This is a genomic window from Sphingosinicella sp. (assembly GCF_041916975.1).
Classification (GTDB): domain Bacteria; phylum Pseudomonadota; class Alphaproteobacteria; order Sphingomonadales; family Sphingomonadaceae; genus Sphingosinicella.
Genome location: NZ_JAYRYK010000001.1, coordinates 412,316 through 431,461, shown reverse-complemented (window position 1 = coordinate 431,461; position 19,146 = coordinate 412,316). Strand labels below are relative to the sequence as shown.

15 protein-coding genes and 2 tRNA genes are annotated in these 19,146 nt (G+C 63.6%); 12 read left to right on the top strand and 5 right to left on the bottom strand.

Annotated elements, in window-relative coordinates; genetic code table 11:
• Positions 1-103: 103 nt before the first annotated feature.
• From clpP to ACE3TJ_RS02095, 6 genes are all read left to right on the top strand, one after another.
• Positions 104-745, top strand: coding sequence for an ATP-dependent Clp endopeptidase proteolytic subunit ClpP (gene clpP / locus ACE3TJ_RS02120; protein WP_374593381.1), 642 nt, complete (start codon positions 104-106; stop codon positions 743-745).
• Between the two features lie 148 nt (positions 746-893).
• A complete protein-coding gene (clpX, locus tag ACE3TJ_RS02115) occupies positions 894-2,171 on the top strand; it encodes an ATP-dependent Clp protease ATP-binding subunit ClpX (protein ID WP_374593379.1) in 1,278 nt (425 codons plus the stop codon).
• Between the two features lie 249 nt (positions 2,172-2,420).
• A complete protein-coding gene (locus ACE3TJ_RS02110) occupies positions 2,421-5,756 on the top strand; it encodes a TonB-dependent receptor domain-containing protein (protein WP_374593377.1) in 3,336 nt (1,111 codons plus the stop codon).
• A gap of 197 nt (positions 5,757-5,953) precedes the next feature.
• Positions 5,954-8,347 (top strand): endopeptidase La, encoded by a 2,394-nt coding sequence (lon, locus tag ACE3TJ_RS02105; RefSeq protein WP_374593375.1) that lies wholly within the window; start codon positions 5,954-5,956, stop codon positions 8,345-8,347.
• A 138-nt stretch (positions 8,348-8,485) separates the two neighbouring features.
• Positions 8,486-8,758 carry an HU family DNA-binding protein gene (locus tag ACE3TJ_RS02100; protein WP_121049309.1) on the top strand — a complete coding sequence of 91 codons (273 nt, stop codon included), beginning with the start codon at positions 8,486-8,488 and terminating at the stop codon, positions 8,756-8,758.
• A 137-nt stretch (positions 8,759-8,895) separates the two neighbouring features.
• Positions 8,896-8,970 (top strand) — tRNA-Val (locus tag ACE3TJ_RS02095).
• A gap of 6 nt (positions 8,971-8,976) precedes the next feature.
• Here the strand turns inward: ACE3TJ_RS02095 and ACE3TJ_RS02090 are convergent.
• Together ACE3TJ_RS02090 and ACE3TJ_RS02085 are read right to left on the bottom strand one after the other, a co-directional pair.
• On the bottom strand, positions 8,977-9,435 hold the full coding sequence (locus tag ACE3TJ_RS02090; RefSeq protein ID WP_374593372.1) for a hemerythrin domain-containing protein: 459 nt from the start codon (positions 9,433-9,435) through the stop codon (positions 8,977-8,979).
• Between the two features lie 65 nt (positions 9,436-9,500).
• Positions 9,501-9,576, bottom strand: a tRNA-Val gene (locus tag ACE3TJ_RS02085).
• A 94-nt stretch (positions 9,577-9,670) separates the two neighbouring features.
• Here ACE3TJ_RS02085 and ACE3TJ_RS02080 point away from each other — a divergent pair.
• Positions 9,671-10,102: a peptidylprolyl isomerase gene (locus tag ACE3TJ_RS02080; RefSeq protein ID WP_374599275.1), complete on the top strand. Its 432-nt coding sequence runs from the start codon at positions 9,671-9,673 to the stop codon at positions 10,100-10,102.
• Between the two features lie 51 nt (positions 10,103-10,153).
• Here ACE3TJ_RS02080 and ACE3TJ_RS02075 read toward each other — a convergent pair whose 3' ends face one another.
• On the bottom strand, positions 10,154-10,414 hold the full coding sequence (locus tag ACE3TJ_RS02075; RefSeq protein ID WP_121049302.1) for a GlsB/YeaQ/YmgE family stress response membrane protein: 261 nt from the start codon (positions 10,412-10,414) through the stop codon (positions 10,154-10,156).
• A 79-nt stretch (positions 10,415-10,493) separates the two neighbouring features.
• Positions 10,494-12,560, bottom strand: coding sequence for a 3-hydroxyacyl-CoA dehydrogenase NAD-binding domain-containing protein (locus ACE3TJ_RS02070; RefSeq protein WP_374593370.1), 2,067 nt, complete (start codon positions 12,558-12,560; stop codon positions 10,494-10,496).
• Positions 12,561-12,649: 89 nt separating this feature from the next.
• Between ACE3TJ_RS02070 and ACE3TJ_RS02065 the strand changes: the two genes are divergently transcribed.
• Positions 12,650-13,867 (top strand): multidrug effflux MFS transporter, encoded by a 1,218-nt coding sequence (locus tag ACE3TJ_RS02065; RefSeq protein ID WP_374593368.1) that lies wholly within the window; start codon positions 12,650-12,652, stop codon positions 13,865-13,867.
• A 69-nt stretch (positions 13,868-13,936) separates the two neighbouring features.
• Positions 13,937-14,713: an SDR family NAD(P)-dependent oxidoreductase gene (locus tag ACE3TJ_RS02060; RefSeq protein WP_374593366.1), complete on the top strand. Its 777-nt coding sequence runs from the start codon at positions 13,937-13,939 to the stop codon at positions 14,711-14,713.
• A 9-nt stretch (positions 14,714-14,722) separates the two neighbouring features.
• On the opposite strand, the gene ACE3TJ_RS02055 is transcribed toward ACE3TJ_RS02060, so the two are convergent.
• Positions 14,723-15,205: an Lrp/AsnC family transcriptional regulator gene (locus tag ACE3TJ_RS02055; RefSeq protein ID WP_293781529.1), complete on the bottom strand. Its 483-nt coding sequence runs from the start codon at positions 15,203-15,205 to the stop codon at positions 14,723-14,725.
• A gap of 157 nt (positions 15,206-15,362) precedes the next feature.
• Here ACE3TJ_RS02055 and ACE3TJ_RS02050 point away from each other — a divergent pair, with 157 nt between their 5' ends.
• From ACE3TJ_RS02050 to ACE3TJ_RS02040, 3 genes are read left to right on the top strand one after another with little or no spacing between them, the layout of a single operon-like run.
• Positions 15,363-17,105 carry a sensor histidine kinase gene (locus ACE3TJ_RS02050; protein WP_374593363.1) on the top strand — a complete coding sequence of 581 codons (1,743 nt, stop codon included), beginning with the start codon at positions 15,363-15,365 and terminating at the stop codon, positions 17,103-17,105.
• 58 nt (positions 17,106-17,163) lie between these two features.
• Positions 17,164-18,129, top strand: a complete 966-nt coding sequence (gene trxB / locus ACE3TJ_RS02045) for a thioredoxin-disulfide reductase (protein WP_374593361.1) — start codon at positions 17,164-17,166, stop codon at positions 18,127-18,129.
• 2 nt (positions 18,130-18,131) lie between these two features.
• Positions 18,132-19,052 (top strand): LysR family transcriptional regulator, encoded by a 921-nt coding sequence (locus ACE3TJ_RS02040; RefSeq protein ID WP_374593359.1) that lies wholly within the window; start codon positions 18,132-18,134, stop codon positions 19,050-19,052.
• The last annotated feature ends 94 nt before the right edge of the window (positions 19,053-19,146 follow it).

The following is a 19,146-nucleotide window of genomic DNA, read 5'->3' as shown; positions in this document are numbered from 1 at the left end:
ACCCCCGGGCTTCCTTCGCCTCCACTTCGCCCACTTGACAGCGGGCGCGCCTGTGCCGACCTATCCCGTTATCGGAACAGACAAACGCCCGCGAAGGACACTCATGATCGATCCCGTCAGCAGCCTCACGAACGCTCTCGTCCCCATCGTCATCGAGCAGTCGAACCGGGGCGAACGCAGCTTCGACATCTATTCGCGGCTGCTTCGGGAGCGCATTATCTTCGTGACCGGGCAGGTCGAGGACCACATGGCGTCGCTCATCACGGCGCAGCTCCTCTTCCTCGAATCGGAAAACCCGAAGAAGGACATCTTCATGTACATCAACTCGCCGGGCGGGGTCGTCACGGCGGGCATGGCGATCCACGATACGATGCGGTACATCCGCCCGCGCGTGGGCACCGTGTGCATCGGACAGGCCGCTTCGATGGGGGCTTTTCTCCTCGCGGCCGGAGAGCCGGGAATGCGGATGGCCATGACGAACGCGCGGATCATGGTCCACCAACCCTCTGGCGGCGCTCAGGGGCAGGCGACCGACATCGAGATTCAGGCCCGTGAAATCCTGCGCATTCGCTCGCGCATGAACGAATTGATGGCGAAATACACCAAGCAGCCGGTCGAAACGATCGAGTCCGCGGTGGAGCGCGACAAGTTCATGTCGGCGGAAGAGGCCAAGGCTTTCGGCCTGATCGATGATGTGTTCGAAACACGCCCGTCGCCCGCCGACGAGGAAGCCAAGGCGGCGTGAAGATACGGCCCGCCCGTTCACGTTCCGTTGAGCAAGGCGGCGCTATATATTTCGGGAATGTGACCGCATTGACCATTGAAGCGGCGTGTGTGCGCGCTAGGATGGCAGGCGGACTAGGAACCGGCGCGGAGGCCGGAAGAGGCGTTTTATGACCAAGCTCAGCGGCGGCGGCGATTCCAAGAACACGCTCTACTGCTCTTTCTGCGGGAAGAGTCAGCACGAGGTCAGGAAGCTGATCGCCGGACCGACGGTGTTCATCTGCGATGAATGCGTCGAACTCTGCAACGACATCATCCGCGAGGAAACCAAGGGTGCGCTCGCCAAGAAAAGCGATGGCAGCGTGCCGACGCCGCGCGAGATCTGCGACGTCCTCGATGACTACGTGATCGGACAGGCGCAGGCGAAGCGTGTGCTCTCGGTCGCGGTGCACAACCACTACAAGAGGCTCAACAACGGCGCCAAGGGCTCCGAGATCGAGCTGGCGAAGTCGAACATCCTGCTCGTCGGCCCCACCGGCTGCGGCAAGACGCTGCTCGCGCAGACGCTCGCCAAGACCTTCGACGTGCCATTCACGATGGCCGATGCGACGACGCTCACCGAGGCGGGCTACGTCGGCGAGGACGTCGAGAACATCATCCTGAAGCTGCTGCAGGCGAGCGACTACAACGTCGAGCGCGCGCAGCGCGGCATCGTCTACATCGACGAGATCGACAAGATCAGCCGCAAGGCCGACAATCCCTCGATCACGCGCGATGTTTCGGGCGAGGGCGTGCAGCAGGCGCTCCTGAAGATCATGGAAGGCACGACCGCGAGTGTTCCGCCGCAGGGCGGCCGCAAGCACCCGCAGCAGGAGTTCCTGCAGGTCGACACGACGAACATCCTGTTCATCTGTGGCGGCGCTTTCGCGGGCCTCGAACGGATCATCGCGGACCGTCTGCAGGGCAAGTCGATCGGCTTCGGCGCTTATGTCGCCGCGCCGGACGAACGCCGCACGGGCGAGGTTCTGAAGAACTGCGAGCCGGAGGACCTGCTGAAATTCGGCTTGATTCCGGAGTTCGTTGGCCGTCTGCCGGTGATCGCGACACTGGAAGACCTCGACGAGAAGGCGCTGATCCAGATCCTCACCGAGCCGAAGAACGCGCTCGTGAAGCAGTATCAGAAGCTGTTCGAGATGGAGAACGTGAAGCTCGCGTTCACCGACGACGCGCTGCTGGCGATCGCCAAGCGGGCCATCGAGCGCAAGACCGGCGCACGCGGCCTCCGCTCGATCATGGAAGGTATCCTGCTCGATACCATGTTCGACCTGCCGAGCTTCGACGATGTCGACGAGGTCCGCATCGACAAGGATGTGGTTGGGGGCAGCAAGGAGCCGGTCAAGGTCTTCGCCAAGAAGTCCAAGGAGAAGGTCTCGGGCGACGCCGCCTAATTCCGGCAGACGGGCATTATTGTTTCAAACGGCGGCCTCGTGCCGCCGTTTTTTTGCGTACCCACGTGGTTGATATGTGCTGAAAAAGCCACACGCTGCGATGCAGCAATTGAATCGCAATCTTGCCTTGCTCCCGCAGAAATTCTGTAACAAAGCACACCTAAGCGGCCCGAAGAAGGGGTGTGCGAGGTGTGGTCCTCCCCGCACAACCGATCATTCAACGACCGTCGAAAGTGGGGAAATCTGGAAATGCGTGCGATCAAGATCTTGCTGGCAGCGAGTGTTGCATCGGTGCCGTTGGTGGTCTCTCTCTCCACACCCGCGTCCGCCCAGGAAACGACATCGTCCGTCCGCGGCACCGTGGAAGCCGCCGGTGCACCCGTTGCCGGTGCCGATGTCCTGATCACGCACACGCCCTCCGGCACCGTCGCCCGCGCGACGACCAGTGCGGACGGCAGCTTCTCCGCATCGGGCCTGCGCATCGGCGGCCCGTTCACGGTTGAGGTGACGGCGCCCGGCTTCGAAACCGCGCAGGTCACCGACGTCTTCCTCACGGCCGGTCAGCCCTTCCGCCTTCCCATCGAACTCAACGCCACCGAGATCATCACCGTCACCGCCTCTTCGGTTTCGGGCGCCGGTTCGAAGAGCCAGGGTCCGATCACGACGCTTGGCCGCAACGAGATCGAGGGCGTCGCTTCGGTGAACCGCGATATCCGCGACATGGCGCGGCGCGATCCGTTCGTCAGCATCGACGCATCCAACGCGCGCACGATCGAGATCGCGGGCCAGAACGGCCGTCTCAACCGCTTCTCGGTGGATGGCATCCAGTTCTCGGATGACTTCGGCATCAACAACGGCGGCCTGCCGACTTCGCGTGGCCCCGTGCCGTTCGACGCGATCGAGCAGATGTCCGTGAAGATCGCGCCCTATGACGTCAGCGAGGGCGACTTCCAGGGTGGCGCGGTCAACGTCGTGCTGCGCTCGGGCACCAACCGGTTCACCGGTTCGGCCTTCTACACCTATTCGAACGACAGCCTGACGGGCGACCGCATCCGCGGCAACCCGGTGAACCTCGACTTCACGTCCAAGCAGTACGGCGGCTTCCTTTCGGGACCGATCGTGAAGGACAAGCTGTTCTTCGCCATCGCCTATGAAAAGCTGAAGGAAAGCGATCCGGTCGACGAAGGCCCCGCCGGCATGGGCTTTGCGACGGAGATTCCGCGTCTGTCGCAGACGGCGGTCGATCGCGTCTCGGCGATCGCGCAGTCGGTTTACGGCTACGACACGCTCGGCGTGTTCCAGGGCGCCAGCGAAACCGACGAGAAGATGACGGCGAAGCTGGACTGGAACGTCACCGACGACCACCGCGTCTCGCTCACCTACATCCGCAACGAGGGTAACCAGCAGTTCAGTCAGAACATGAACACGTCGAACACGGGGCCGACCTTCGGCTACCGTTCGAACGGCTATGAGCTGACCGAAGAGGTCAATTCGGGCACGTTCCAGCTCAACTCGCAGTGGTCCGACGCTTTTTCGACCGAATTCCGGGCTGCCTACCGCGATTACAACCGCGGACAGACGCCGTTCGGCGACACGAGCTTCGGTCAGATTGGTGTCTGCCTTGATGAAACGTCCATCACAGCGGGGACGGGCAATGATCGCACGTCTTGCGGCAACACGTCGACGTCCCAGCCGATCGTGTATTTTGGCCCGGACGTGAGCCGCCATGCGAACCAGCTCAACACCGAGAACCTCTCCATCGACCTGACGGCGCGGCTGGAGGCCGGGGCGCACAGCTTCAAGTTCCTTGTCGGCTACACCGATGTCGATGTCTTCAACCTGTTCCTGCAGCGCGCGAACGGCGAATATTACTTCGACTCGATCACCGACTTCGAAGCTGGAATCGCGAATCGCGTCCGCCTTGCGGGTGCCGTGCCGAGCGGCGACGTGGCCGATGCAGCGGCCCGGTTCAGCACGCAGACCTATACGTTCGGTCTGCAGGACGACTGGCACGCGACCGACACGCTGCAGCTTTCGATCGGCGCGCGCTACGACCTGCAGGGCAGCAACAGCAGGGTGCCGTTCAACGAAAACTTCCTTGCCCGCACCGGCTTTTCAAACACGAAGACCTTCAAGGGCATGGGCGTGTTCCAGCCGCGGGTCGGCTTCGACTGGCAGCCGACGAACCGCTTCGTGCTGCGCGGCGGTGTCGGCAAGTTCGCGGGCGGTGCGCCGGACGTGTTCCTGTCGAACAGCTTTTCCAATACGGGCCAGCTGACGAACGCCATCGATATCCGTCGCAATACGTCCACGGACGGTTGTGACGTTCCGGCGGGGCCGACTGCAGCGGCGCTTTGCGCGGCGGCACTGAACGGGGTGGACCCGTCTGCCTTCGATCCGCTGGTGCTCGACTATCTCCAAACCAATACCGCATCGCTCGCAGCGGCGCCGGTCAACGCCATCCACCCGGACTACGAGCTTCCGGCGCAATGGCGCGCGACGCTTTCGGCGAACTATGATGCCGATTTCGGGGCGCTCGGCGACGGCTGGCTTCTGGGCGCCGACCTCGTTTACGGTAAGACCGCCCACGCCAATACATATTACGATGCGCGCTCGGTCGTGATCGGCACGCTGCCGGACGGGCGCCCGCGCTATGGCCGCACGTCGGTCGGCATCCTGCCCGGCGATACCAACCAGACCAACCAGGATCTGGTGCTCGCCTCGACGAGCAAGGGCCGCTCGATCATCGCGGTGGGCCGCGTCGAAAAGGCATGGGATTTCGGCCTGACGACGAGCGTGAGCTACACGTTCCAGGATATCAAGGACGTGAACCCGATCACGTCTGCGACTGCGGGCTCGCTTTACGGCAACGCCACGATGGCGGACCCGAACGTCGCGGACTACGGCACGTCGATCTACGAAGTGAAGCATTCGCTGAAGTTCTCGGTGGACTACGAACACGCGTTCTTCGGGGACTATAAAACCCGCTTCGCGCTGTTCGGCGAGTATCGTACCGGCCGTCCGTACAGCCTGACGATGCGCGACACCTCGACCGGCCGTTCGCCCGTGTTCGGCACCAACGGTACCAACACGCGCTACCTGCTCTATGTGCCGACGGCGAGCGATCCGCTCGTCAGCTTCGACAGCGCGGCGACCGAGGCAGCGTTCAACACCTTCATCGACGAGAACGGCCTCTCGAAGTATCGCGGCAGCATCATCTCGAAGAACACACAGCGTTCGCCCAGCTTCTGGAAGGTCGACCTGCATCTCGAACAGGAAGTGCCGACCTTCGTGGGATCGAGCCGTGTGAAGCTGTTCGCGGACATCGAGAACGTGCTGAACATGATCAACAACGACTGGGGCGTGCAGCGCCAGGTGGCGTTTGCCTACCAGTCGGCCACGGTCAACGTGCAGTGCCTGGCGGTTGCGACGCCGACGGGAACGGCAGGCGTTGCGAATACGGCCTCCAGCCAGACCTGCGCACAGTATCGCTACTCGGGCTTCTCCGAGCCGAACATCACTGTGCAGAATCAGGCGAAGCAGTCGCTCTACCAGATTCGTGTGGGCGTAAAGTTCGAGTTCTGATCGCTTCACGAGAGACGAGCGGAAAGGGCGGGCCCGGCGGGTCCGCTCTTTTCGTTTGCGAAACGAGGAATTCACTCCCTCTTCAGTGAAAGCATGTAGGGTCGCCATTGTGCAGCGCCGCGACCGTGCCCATATTGGCACACAAGGAGGCGCGCGCTGCCCTTGGTGACGCGCCTGGCTGTGGAGTTGTTGAGAGAATGACCGAGACCTATCCCGTCCTCCCGTTGCGCGACATCGTGGTTTTCCCGCAGATGATCGTGCCGCTGTTCGTCGGGCGCGAAAAGTCCGTCGCGGCGCTCGAAGCGGTGATGACGGCGAACAAGAACGTCCTGCTGCTCTCGCAGCGCGACCCTGCCGAGGAAGACCCCGAAGGCAAGGATCTCTATGATGTCGGCACCGTCGCCACGGTGCTCCAGCTGCTGAAGCTGCCGGACGGCACCGTGAAGGTGCTCGTGGAAGGTCAGCACCGCGCCGAAGTGAAGACCGTGCGCGTGGAAGATTCCTATCTGGAGGCGGACGTTGCGCCGATCGAGGAAGAGGGCGCCGACGAGGCCGACCTCGAAGCCCTCGTGCGCTCGGCGGTGAAGCATTTCGAGCAGTACGTGCGCCTCAACAAGAAGGTGGCGCCGGAAGTCGTCGTGCAGGTCGGCCAGATCGAGGAACCCTCGCGTCTCGCCGACACGATCGCGTCCAACCTCAGCCTGAAGATCGCGGACAAGCAGGCGCTGCTCTCCGAGCGCTCGCCGTCGAAACGGCTGGAGATGGTCTTCGGTTTCATGGAAGGCGAGATGGGCGTGCTGCAGGTCGAGAAGAAGATCCGCAACCGCGTCAAGCGCCAGATGGAGAAGACGCAGCGCGAATACTACCTAAACGAGCAGCTCAAGGCGATTCAGCGCGAGCTGGGCGACGGCGACGATGAGGGCCGCAGCGAGGTCGATGAGCTCGCCGACAAGGTCAAGAAGGCCAAGCTTTCCAAGGAAGCCCGCGACAAGGCGGAAGGCGAGCTGAAGAAGCTGAAGGCGATGTCGCCGATGTCTGCCGAAGCGACGGTGGTGCGCAACTACCTCGACACGCTGCTGGCGCTGCCCTGGGGCAAGAAGACGAAGGTTCGCAAGGATATCCGCGCAGCCGAGAAGATTCTGGATGAGGACCACTACGGCCTCGACAAGGTCAAGGAGCGCATCCTCGAATATCTCGCGGTGCAGAGCCGTGCGAACAAGCTGAAGGGGCCGATCCTGTGCCTCGTCGGCCCGCCCGGTGTCGGCAAGACCTCGCTCGGCCGCTCGATCGCCAAGGCGACGGGGCGCGAGTTCATTCGCCAGTCGCTCGGCGGCGTGCGCGACGAGGCCGAGATTCGCGGCCACCGGCGCACGTACATCGGCTCGATGCCCGGCAAGATCATCCAGAACCTGAAGAAGGCTGGTACGTCTAACCCGCTCTTCCTGCTCGACGAGATCGACAAGCTGGGTCAGGATTTCCGCGGCGATCCGTCGTCGGCGCTGCTCGAGGTGCTCGATCCGGAGCAGAACGCCAAGTTCAACGATCACTATCTGGAGGTCGATTACGACCTTTCGGACGTGATGTTCGTGACGACGGCGAACAGCCTCAACATGCCGCAGCCGCTGCTCGACCGCATGGAGATCATCCGCCTCTCGGGCTACACCGAGGACGAGAAGCTGGAGATCGCCAAGGCGCACCTGCTGCCGAAGCAGATCGAGTCGCACGGCCTGAAGGATGGCGAGTTCGCGATTCTGGACGCAGGCCTGCGCGACCTTATCCGCTACTACACCCGCGAGGCGGGCGTCCGCACGCTCGAACGCGAGCTGGCCAGACTGGCACGCAAGGCGCTCCGCCAGATTCTGGAGGGTAAAGCCGAGAAGGTCACGATCACACCGGAAAACCTCGGCGAATATGCCGGCGTCCAGAAATTCCGCTTCGGCATCGGCGAGGAAGAGGATCAGGTCGGCGCGACCACCGGCCTCGCCTGGACGGAAGTGGGCGGCGAGCTTTTGACCATCGAGGCGGTGACGGTACCCGGCAAGGGCGCGATCCGCACGACCGGCAAGCTTGGCGACGTGATGAAGGAATCGATCGAAGCCGCGAACTCGTTCATCAAGTCGCGCGCGCCGCAGTATGGCATCAAGCCGACCGTGTTCCAGGTCAAGGACATCCACGTGCACGTGCCGGAAGGCGCGACGCCGAAGGATGGCCCCTCGGCGGGCGTCGGCATGGTGACCTCGATCGTTTCGACGCTGACCGGCATTCCCGTTCGCAAAGATGTGGCGATGACGGGCGAGGTGACGCTGCGCGGCCGTGTGCTGCCGATCGGGGGTCTCAAGGAGAAGCTGCTCGCGGCACTGCGCGGGGGAATCACCACGGTGCTGATCCCGGCAGAAAACGAGAAGGACCTCGCTGATATTCCGGCGAACGTGAAGGAGGGGCTGACGATTCGTCCCGTGAGTCACGTCGATCAGGTGCTTGCGGCGGCGCTCGTGCGTCCTATCGAGCCAATCGAGTGGGTCGAACCGGTGCTTCCGGCGCCCGCCGTGGCTCCGGCTTCGGAGGCTGGAGACCTTTCCGTCCGTCATTGAGACGAAAAAGCGATAAAAAGTTCGGGAAAGCCCCAAATTCTGCGGTTTTCCCTTTGACTCTCATAAAGCCGGGCACTTACATGGCGCCCGGCTTTTATTCGCCGATCCAACCACTCTTCCGTCTTGGGGGTACAGGGAATGAACAAGCAGGAACTTATCGGCTCGGTTGCGGACGCAGCAGGTCTTTCGCGCGTTGACGCGGGCAAGGCCGTTGAGGCCGTGTTCGAGAGCATCACGAAGGCCCTGAAGAAGGGTGACGAAGTTCGCCTCGTCGGCTTCGGCACCTTCGCGACGGCGAAGCGCAAGGCTTCGACGGGCCGTAACCCGCGCACGGGCGAAACGATGAAGATCGCCGCCAGCGTGCAGCCCAAGTTCAAGGCCGGCAAGGGCCTGAAGGACGCGGTCAACTAAGACCGCGCCCGCAAGGGTTTAGTCGAAGGGCGTCGCATCCGCGGCGCCCTTCGCATTTTGGGGCATGTTTCGTCAGAAACGGGCTGGACAGGGGCAGGGCAGGACCGTATCTGCTCCGCCGGTCCGGTACATCCGGCGGGCGCGTAGCTCAGCGGTAGAGCACTCCCTTCACACGGGAGGGGTCACAGGTTCAATCCCTGTCGCGCCCACCATTTCCTTTATGACTCTGCACGAATTTCAGCCTTTTCGGCAGCCTTTCGCTTCGCGAACACGCCGCCGAGTTCCTCTTCACACGCACGCGACAATTCTTGTTCCGCGGCGGGGAAGATGTCCTCTTCTTCCTCGTCGATGTGGTGTTCGTAGCGGTGCTTCATCTTGCGGAAGGTCGCTTCCCATTCGGGGGTGGCCATGTCCGCCTCCTGGAGTTCTTCCAGGAAGTCGTCGATTTCCTTGTGCTCCGCGACCGAATGACGGCCTTCCTTCTGGAGATCCGGATTGCCGAGCATGACGGCATAGAGCGATTGCTCCTCGGCGTTGGCGTGCGCGCTGACCTCTACGCGAAAGGCTTCGAAGAGTTCGCGCCGTTCCGGGCTGTCGCCCCTCATCTCGTCGAGCGCTTTGAGAAGCGCGCGGTGCCTGTCGTGGTCGGCCTTCAAAAGCTTGAAAACGTCTGTCATGCGGATCCTTCCATTGCGGTTTTCCGCTCAACGGGTGAGGGCGTTCCGGGGTTCCGCAGGGAAGGTGGTGGGCGGTGACGGGCTCGAACCGCCGACCCTCTCGGTGTAAACGAGATGCTCTACCAACTGAGCTAACCGCCCTTATTCACTTGCGCGTGCTTTTGCCCAACGGCTAGGGACGCGGCAAGCCCTATATCAGCAAAAAGGACAAGCCGTGACCGCAGATACACTCGTGATGACGCTCGCAACGGGCGATGTGAAAATCCGCCTTCGTCCCGATGTGGCGCCGGGCCATGTGGAACGCATTCAGACGCTTGCCGACGAAGGCTTTTACGATGGTGTCGTGTTCCACCGCGTGATCCCCGGCTTCATGGCGCAGGGCGGCGATCCCACCGGCACAGGCATGGGCGGATCCGACAAGCCCGATCTCAAGGCTGAATTCAACGACGTGCCGCACGTGCGCGGCGTCTGCTCGATGGCGCGCTCGGCGAACCCCAACTCGGGCAACAGCCAGTTCTTCATCTGCTTCGATGACGCCCGCTTCCTCGACCGCCAGTATACGGTGTGGGGCGAGGTGATCGAGGGCATGGAGCACATCGATGCGCTGCCCAAGGGCGAGCCGCCGCGTGAACCGGGCAAAATTCTAAAGTTCCGCTCGGAAGCGTAACAAAAAAAGGGCGTCCCGTGGGACGCCCTTTTCGTTCGCAGCAACCTGATGCTAGCGGACAGCGCCGCGACGAACCAGATTGACGATTGCCAGCAAGACGACCGCGCCCAGCAGTGACCACAGGATGGTCATCAGGTTAAGGGGTGCGTTCAGGATCGATGCACCGCCACCGAGCAGGAAGCCGGCGATAAGCGCGCCGACGACGCCGACCACGATATTGAGGAAAAGCCCCTGTTGGGCATCCGTACGCATGATCATGCTGGCAACCCAGCCGATCAGACCGCCGACAATAAGCACGAGTATGAGATTCATGGCGAGCTCCCTCTATTGGCTCAGGTGCTGAACCTGAGCCAATAAAGCGAAGCAAACGGCGGATTGTTCCGCGTATGTCTTAGTTGAGGTCGCGGAAGGCCTTCCCTTCGGCCGCGAGCTTGGTGAGGAGCGCGGCGGGCTCGAAGGCGGCGCCGTGGGCTTTCTGGTACTTTTCGAGGCCTTCGAGTAGGGCCTTGAGACCGACGGTGTCTCCGTAGAACATCGGGCCGCCGCGGTAGACAGGGAAGCCGTAGCCGTAGATCCACGCGACATCGATGTCGGACGGGCGCTGTGCGATGCCCTCTTCCAGGATCTTCGCCCCCTCGTTGATCATCGGATAGATGCAGCGTTCAAGAATCTCCGCGTCAGAAATCTGCCGGCGCGCGATGCCGAGTTCGGCAGACTTCGCAAGGATGATCTCCTCGGCGACCTTCGAGGGCGTGCGGTTGCGCTTCTCGTCGTAGTCGTAGAAGCCGCTGCCCGTCTTCTGCCCGCGCTTGCCTGCTTCGCAGAGCCGGTCGCGCACGGTTTCGCCCTTGGAGGTCGCGGCGGACCAGCCGATGTCGAGCCCGGCGAGATCGGCCATCTGGAACGGCCCCATCGGGAACCCGAAGTCGTAGAGCACGCGGTCGACGTCCCACGGCATTGCGCCTTCGAGGATCAGCGCCTGCGCCTGATCCTGACGGGCGCGCAGCATACGGTTGCCGATGAAGCCGAAGCAGACACCGGCGACGACTGCGACCTTGCCGATCGTCTTGGCGAGGCCCATCGCGGTGGCCAGCACATCAGGCGCCGTTTTCGCGCCGCGGACGACCTCGAGCAGTTTCATCACGTTCGCGGGCGAGAAGAAGTGGAGGCCGACGACATCCTGCGGCCGCGATGTGGCCGAGGCGATCTCGTCGACGTCGAGGTACGAGGTGTTGCTGGCGAGGATCGCGCCGGGCTTCGCGATGCGGTCGAGCTTCGCGAAAATCTCCTTCTTGATGGCCATGTCCTCGAACACCGCCTCGATGATGAGGTCGCAGTCCTTCAGCGCTTCGAGGTCGAGCACGGGGGTGAGGCGCCCCATGTTAGCTTCGACCGCTTCGGCTTTGAGCGCTCCCTTGGCGGCGCTTGCCGCATAGTTCTTGCGCATGATGCCGACGCCGCGCTCGAGCGCTTCGGGGTTTGTTTCCACGATCGTGACCGGGATGCCCGCCGACAGGAAGTTCATGGAAATGCCGCCGCCCATCGTGCCCGCGCCGATCACGCCCACCGACTTCACGGGGCGTGGCGTGGTGCCTTCCGGCAGATCCTTGATGCGTGCAGCCTGACGTTCGGCGAAGAAGATGTGCCGCTGTGCGGCAGACTGCGTGCCCGTCATCAGCCCCATGAACAGCTCGCGCTCGCGCTTCATGCCCTCCTCGAAGGGCAGGGTGACGGCGGCCTCGATGCACTTGATGTTGGCCTCGGGAGCATCGAAGCCGCGGAACTTACGGGCGTTCGCGGCGCGGAATTCGGCGAACAGCGCAGGATCTGCGGTGATGCTGCGGTCACGAATTTTTTTGAGCGCGCGATTTTCGGCGACGACCTTCTGCGCGAAGGTAATCGCACCGCCGCGGAGGTTGGCTTCATCGACGAGTTCGTCGACGAGGCCCGAATCGAGCGCCGCCTTCGCACCGATCGGGTTTCCGGACGTGACCATCTTGAGCGCGGCTTCAGCGCCGACGACGCGCGGCAGGCGCTGCGTGCCGCCCGCGCCGGGAAGGAGGCCGAGTTTCACTTCGGGAAGACCGAGTTTCGCGGACGGCACGGCGACGCGGTAGTGCGCTCCGAGCGCGGTTTCGAGACCGCCGCCAAGCGCGGTACCATGAATCGCGGCGATCACCGGCTTCGTCGCGCTTTCGATGACGTCGATCATCTGGTGCAGGCTGGTGCCGCGCGGCGGTTTGCCGAACTCAGTGATGTCGGCGCCGGCAATGAACGTGCGGCCCGCGCAAATCAGCACGATCGCCTTCACTTCGGCGTCGGCCACGGCAGACGTCACGCCCTCCGCGATGCCGTCGCGCACCGGCGCGGAGAGCGCGTTCACGGGCGGCGAATTCACCGTGATCACGGCGATTTCCCCGTCGCGGGAAAGGTCGACAACGTCGTTGATGGCAGTCATAGCGGCATTTCTCCATCCGATGGCCCGAATCGGCGATCACGCATAGTGACACCTGTGCGGAGAGTCACCCGCCTAGAGGAACAGGAAGCGTGCACGGAACTTCACGGGAAAATGCGTCGAAATCGACGCTGGGCATGGTCGTCCTGCTGGGCGGCCTGACGGCGTTTGGTGCACTCTCGATCGACATGTACCTGCCCGCGCTTCCCGTGATCGCCGCGGATTTCGGCGCATCCGATGGTGTCGTCGAACGCTCGCTGGCGACTTTCCTTGCGGGCCTCGCACTCGGGCAGTTGTTCTACGGGCCGCTTTCGGACCGGATCGGGCGGCAGCCGCCGCTGATCGCGGGCATTGCCATTTATGTGCTGGCGTCCGTGCTGTGCGTTTTCGCGACGTCTCCCAACATGCTTGCCGCACTTCGCTTCGGACAGGGGCTGGGAGCCTGCGCGGGTATGGTGATTTCACGCGCCATCGTTCGAGACGTGTTCGATCATCAGGAATCGGCGCGGGTGTTCTCGATGATCATGCTCGTGTTCGGGCTGGCGCCGGTGCTGGCACCGCTGCTCGGCAGCTATCTGATGGTGGTGACGAATTGGCGGGCGATTTTCGTCTTCATGACGCTGTTCGGTCTCTTGATGCTCTACGCCGTTCTGTTCCGTCTCGGCGAGACGCGCTCCGATGCGACCGAAGCGACAGCGCGGGGCGAGCATCCGATCGCCGCGCTGACGCTGCTGGCGACCAACCGCAAGCTGCTCGGCTATATGCTCGCGAGCGCCTGCAACAGCGCGTGCCTGTTCACCTATATCTCGGCGTCTCCGGCGCTCATAATGGGCACCCACGGTGTTTCGCCGACCGGTTTCGGTTGGCTTTTCGGGATCAATGCCCTCGGACTTGTGCTTGCCAGCCAGTTCAATCGCTTTGCGCTTGCGCGCTTCCGGGCCGACAGCATCCTTGCCGTTGCGAGTATCATCGCCGCCTTGTTCGGGTTCACGTTCCTCGTGTTTGCGCTTCTGGACGTCGGCGGGCTTCCGGTGGCGATGGTGATGCTGTTCGGCATTCTTTCCAGCTTCGGCTTCATGATGGGCAATGCGAGCGCGGGTGCGCTTAGCGTGGACCCGTCTCGGGCGGGCTCGATCAGCGCGCTGATGGGGGCTACCGGTTTCACGGTGGGCGGCCTCGCGATGACGATTGCCAGCCTGTTCGCGGACGGGACGGCGGTTCCCATGGCGGCGGTGATGTGCGTGTCGCTCACGATCGCTGCGGTGGCCTTTTTCGGGCTGACACGCGGCGCCGCAGCCGCTCGTGGATGACCGTTTTCATAGCTGACGCCGCGGTGATGTGACGTCACAAATAGCCTCCGGACCAGAGGGAGGCGCGATATGGGCAAGCTCGCAGGCAAGACGGCGATCATCACGGGCGCGGCGAGTGGCATCGGCCGCGCCAGCGCACGGCTTTTCGCGGAGGAAGGCGCGCGCGTCTTCATCGCCGACCGCAGCGATGCGGTTCGCGATGTCGCCGCCGAGATCGGGAGTGCGGCCACGGCCTTCACTGGAGACGCTGGCGACAAGAGCTTCGTCGATAGCCTCGTGGTGGCGGCGACGGCGGACGGTCCGCTCGACATCGCCTTTGCCAACGCCGGCATTTCCGGCGGCTTCAACCGGCTGCTCGAGCTTGAGGTCAGCGAGTGGGAACAGGTGCTGCGCGTAAACCTGATCGGCGTGTTCCTGCTGGTGCAGGCCGCTGCGCGCGAGATGGTGAAGACGGGGAAGGGGGCAATCCTCTGCACGGCCTCGGTCGCGGGTATTCGATCGGGCGCGGGCGGCTCGCCGTACAGCGCGTCGAAGGCCGGCGTGATCAACTTCGTGCAGACGAGCGCCTACCAGCTTTCCGGCACGGGCATCCGCATCAACGCGATCTGCCCCGGCGTCATCGAAACCGGGATGACGCAACCGATGTTCGATATGGCGCGCGAACGCGGCACCGAAGGCAAGATCGGCCAGCTCAACCCGCTGAAACGCGCCGCGCAGCCGATCGAGGTCGCGCGGCTGGCGGCATTCCTCGTTTCGGGCGATGCGTCCTATGTGAACGGGCAGGCGGTTGCGGTCGACGGCGGATTGTCCGCCTCGCATCCGGTCATGCCTGGCAAGATCTGGTAAAACGCCCGGTCAGGCGTCGTCGACGGGGATGCCCGGCTGGTTCTTCGAGGTGCGGATGGTGAGCGACGTTTTCACGTGCTCGACGTTCGGCGCCGAGGTGAGATGCGCGGTGAGGAAGCGCTGGAACTCCTGAAGGTCGTGCGCGACGATTTTCAGGATGAAGTCGATCTCGCCGTTCAGCATGTGGCATTCGCGAACGGGCGGGAGCTGCGCGACGTGCTCCTCGAAGGCGCGGAGGTCGTTCTCCGCCTGACTCTTGAGGCTGACCATCGCGAAGACCATGATGCTGTAGCCGAGCGCCTCGGGATTGAGGTCCGCATGGTAGCCCCGGATGATCCCGGCGGTTTCGAGCGCGCGGACGCGGCGGAGCGTCGGGGGAGCGGTGAGTCCGGCGCGTGCGGCGAGATCGACATTGGTGAGGCGGCCTTCATCCTGAAGGCTTTTCAAAACGATCCGGTCGGTTTCGTCGATAATATGTCGATTCGACGGCATTCGCCGCAACCTTTCAATGATTTCTTGCGAACGGTTATAATATAGTTGCGAAGAAGCGCAATTCGAACACGTCGTAAAGGCGGATTTAACCGGAAGACTTCAAAATTCGCGCCAAACGGGACACATTACGTTCCCGAAAGGACTGCGCGATTCCGCGATGCGCCATGACGATACCATAAGAACGGCCGTTGCGCTGGCGGAGCGGGATTCTCCCGACGCCCGCGCGGCTGCCTTTCGTCAGCTCATCGACCTGTCGCTCCAGCGCCGGGATTGCGCGGATGCGCGCCTGCGGCGGCGTGCGCTGCGGGCACTGTCGCGGCTGAGCCGGGATGTGCCCGAATCGCTCAGGAACGCGATGATCGACAAGGCGGCGCGCGCGGGTGCGCGGAGCCTGCACCTGCGCCTGTTCCGGGGCCATGTTTCGCACCACTACGACCGGATGCTGCAGGTCGCGCGCCTCGACGAGCCGGAATGGTGGCGGCTCGCAAGACGCGCGCCGAGGCACCTCCATGCCGGGATGCTGTCTCGCCGCGATCTGCCGGGGCCGGTGCGTGAGCTGCTCTCGGGCGGTGCGGGGCCTGCTGCCGGGGGTGGGGCTGAACGGCTGTTCGTGCCCGATGCCGCGATTGCCGTAACGCCCGCCGCCGTGGTCGACAAAGCCCGCTTCGCGCCCACGATGCCGCCCGCAGTGCTCGATGAACCGGCCGCCCCGGCGCTCGAATCGGGGCGCAGCCAGATAAAGGAACTGCTGGATCGGATTTCGGCATTCCGCTCGCGCGGGCACGAGCCCGAAGATGGCGAAGCCCCAGGTGAAGCTGGCTTCGAATCGCGTGAAAGCCCGCCTGTCGAGGAGCTGGAACGCCGATGGACCTGGCGCTGCGACGAGCAGGGCGTTCTCATCGAAAGCCCGGCGACGCCGCCGCAGCTTGTCGGCCACTGGCTTGTCGAGTTCGATACGCCGGACGGCAGTGGGCAGGTGCGCCGCGCGGCGGAGCGCCGCGTGCCGTTCCGCGACGTGATCGTCACCTGCCAGCCGGAGCTTGGGCTTCCCGGCCGCTGGCGCATGTCCGGCCTGCCGCAGTTCGATCGCAAGACCGGGCGTTTCACGGGCTATTGGGGAAGCGCGATCGCGCTCGATCCGCCCGAGCGCATTGCCGTGGCGGCATCGCAGGCGGCGGGCCTCTTCGGCACGGGTGCGTCGAGCGAGGCGTTCGCGACGATGGCGCACGAGGTGCGGACGCCGCTCAACGCCATCATCGGCTTCGCGCAGCTGATCGAGGGTGAAATCCTTGGCGAGGCGGGGGCCGAATACCGATCGCAGGCGGGCAGCATTCTGAAGCAGGCTGAGAAGCTGCTGAGCGCGTTCGATGACCTGTCAGATGCCGCGCGTATCGAGCAGGGACGTTACCGGCCGGGACTCGGCACGTTCGATGCGGCCGCGAAGGCGCGTGAGGTGATCGCGCGCTACGAGGGGCTCGCCGGGGATCGCGGCGTGGCGCTGGTGCCTTTCGTGGCCGACAATATCCCTGCCGTCGCTTCCGATTCGTCTATTTTCGAGCGCGCGCTGGCGCGTCTGCTCACCGCCGCCGTGGCTTCTGCAGCGGCCGACGAATCGGTTCTGGTGATCGTGCAGGCCGAAGGCAGTGCGCTTCGCGTTGCAGTGACCCGGCCGCGTGCCACGCTCGGCAAGAGCGAGGACGAGCTGTTCGATCCTGCGGGCATCCCGCGCGGCGAGGACGCAGCACCGATTCTGGGCGTTGGCTTCGGGCTCAAGCTTGTCGGCAGTCTTGCCGCGACGGTGGGCGGCACGTTCCGGTTGGCGCCGCATGTCTTCGAGCTTTCGATCCCGCTCGGGCAGCCGCCGCAGCGTCAGGATGAAGACGCAAGCGAGGCCTCGTAATTCGCGCATCCAGCGACTACATCTCCTGTCGACTTTTGGGCAGCAGGGATGAGGTGTGATGGGTGATACGAAGCAGGTTCGCGTTGCGGTGATTGGTTCGGGTCCGGCGGGATATACGGCCGGCGTCTATGCGGCGCGCGCAGCGCTCAATCCCGTCATCATCCGTGGCCTGCAGCCGGGTGGACAACTCACCATCACCACGGATGTCGAGAATTGGCCGGGCGAATCGATGATCATGGGCCCCGACCTCATGGAGAAAATGGCTGCGCAGGCGAAGCACGTGGGCGCAGAGATCGTCGATGACATTGTCTCCGACGTGGATTTCTTGCAGCGGCCGTTTCGGCTGACGCTCGATTCGGGGAACGTCTACCTCGCCGATACGGTCGTGATCGCGACCGGCGCGCAGGCGCGCTGGCTCGGGCTTGAGAGCGAGGGACGCTTCCGCGGCTTTGGCGTTTCGGCCTGCGCGACCTGCGACGGCTTCTTCTATCGCGGCAAGACCGTCGCGGTGGTCGGCGGCGGCAACACGGCCGTGGAGGAAGCGCTGTTCCTCACCAACTTCGCGCAGAAGGTGTATCTGATCCACCGCCGCGACGAACTGCGCGCGGACAAGACGAACCAGGCGCGCCTGCTCGCCAATCCGAAGGTCGAGGCTGTCTGGAACGCAGAGGTCGCCGAAGTGATCGGCGCCAGCGATCCGCTTGGCGTCACCGGCCTCAAGCTGCGCGGCACGAACGGCGGGTCCGACCGTACGCTCGATGTCGACGGCCTGTTCATCGCGATCGGTCACGATCCGGCGACGGCGCTGTTCAAGGGCAAGCTGAACATGGACGGGGAGGGCTATATCCTCACCGCGCCCGACAGCACCGCAACCTCCGTGCCCGGCGTGTTCGCGGCGGGCGACGTGAAGGACAAGGTGTTCCGTCAGGCCGTGACGGCCGCCGGCATGGGCTGCATGGCGGCGTTGGAGGCCGAGCGCTTCCTTGCGCACAATGAAGCCGGACTCGCGGAAGCGGCCGAGTAGCCGTGCTCGACTGGGAAAAGCTCAGGCTTTTTCATACGGTATCGGAAGCGGGCAGCTTCACCGAGGCTTCGCGCCGGCTTGGCATGAGCCAGCCGGCGCTGTCGCGCCAGATCGCATCGCTCGAGGAGACGCTCGGCGCCAAGCTGTTCCATCGCCACGCGCGCGGCCTCGCGATGACGCATGAGGGCGAGCAGCTTGCCGCCACCACCACCGAGATGTTCGAAAGCGTCGAACGCACGCGCCAGGCGATCGATCTTTCCAAAGACCGGCCGACCGGTGAGATTCGGCTGACAACGACCATGTCGTTCGGCTCGACGTGGCTGCCGACCATGCTTCCCGAATTTCTGGAGCGTTACCCGGATATCGAGATCAACATGGTGCTGGCGGATGACGATCTCGACCTTCAAAGGCGAGAGGCGGATGTCGCCATCCGGTTTCATCCCTCCACGCAGAACGATCTGGTGCAGCGGCAGCTCGCAGCGATCCGCTACCGCCTGTGCGGTTCACCCGACTATTTCGCGCGTTACGGCGTACCGCAAACCATCGCCGATCTCGATCATCACCGCATCATCGCCTTCGGTGAGACCGCGCCTTCGACGATTCGCGGCGTCAACTGGATTCAGGATGTCGGGCATCAAGGGCCGCCGCGCCGTCCGGTGCTCGTTGTGAACAGTGTTTTCGGGATCCTGCAGGCGGTGGAAGCCGGTGTGGGCATCGCAGCATTGCCGAGCTATCTGATCCGGGCTTCCGGGCGTGTGAAGGTGATCCTGCCGGAGGTGCAGGGGCCAGTATTCCGAACCTATTTCGTTTATGTGCCCGAGCTTAGAAATGCTATAAGAATCAAAGTTTTACGTGATTTTCTCATCGAGAAGATGACCCCCGCGACACTCGACATCGACGAGAGTTATGCGCTGGACGCATAGCTGCATTGTGATTTGCGGCAGTGCACAATAGAGCCGGCTTTCCGTACATCACTTCCAACGCAGCAACACACCGCTGCAAAGGAAATCGAAGGCC

Excerpts from the sequence above, each read along its gene's own strand:
- clpX (WP_374593379.1), top strand. The coding sequence starts at position 894 with ATGACCAAGCTCAGCGGCGGCGGCGATTCCAAGAACACGCTCTACTGC.
- ACE3TJ_RS02100 (WP_121049309.1), top strand. The coding sequence starts at position 8,486 with ATGAACAAGCAGGAACTTATCGGCTCGGTTGCGGACGCAGCAGGTCTT.
- clpP (WP_374593381.1), top strand. The coding sequence starts at position 104 with ATGATCGATCCCGTCAGCAGCCTCACGAACGCTCTCGTCCCCATCGTC.
- ACE3TJ_RS02080 (WP_374599275.1), top strand. The coding sequence starts at position 9,671 with ATGACGCTCGCAACGGGCGATGTGAAAATCCGCCTTCGTCCCGATGTG.
- ACE3TJ_RS02070 (WP_374593370.1), bottom strand. The coding sequence starts at position 12,560 with ATGACTGCCATCAACGACGTTGTCGACCTTTCCCGCGACGGGGAAATC.
- trxB (WP_374593361.1), top strand. The coding sequence starts at position 17,164 with ATGGGTGATACGAAGCAGGTTCGCGTTGCGGTGATTGGTTCGGGTCCG.
- ACE3TJ_RS02055 (WP_293781529.1), bottom strand. The coding sequence starts at position 15,205 with ATGCCGTCGAATCGACATATTATCGACGAAACCGACCGGATCGTTTTG.
- ACE3TJ_RS02050 (WP_374593363.1), top strand. The coding sequence starts at position 15,363 with ATGCGCCATGACGATACCATAAGAACGGCCGTTGCGCTGGCGGAGCGG.
- ACE3TJ_RS02090 (WP_374593372.1), bottom strand. The coding sequence starts at position 9,435 with ATGACAGACGTTTTCAAGCTTTTGAAGGCCGACCACGACAGGCACCGC.
- ACE3TJ_RS02060 (WP_374593366.1), top strand. The coding sequence starts at position 13,937 with ATGGGCAAGCTCGCAGGCAAGACGGCGATCATCACGGGCGCGGCGAGT.
- lon (WP_374593375.1), top strand. The coding sequence starts at position 5,954 with ATGACCGAGACCTATCCCGTCCTCCCGTTGCGCGACATCGTGGTTTTC.
- ACE3TJ_RS02075 (WP_121049302.1), bottom strand. The coding sequence starts at position 10,414 with ATGAATCTCATACTCGTGCTTATTGTCGGCGGTCTGATCGGCTGGGTT.
- ACE3TJ_RS02110 (WP_374593377.1), top strand. The coding sequence starts at position 2,421 with ATGCGTGCGATCAAGATCTTGCTGGCAGCGAGTGTTGCATCGGTGCCG.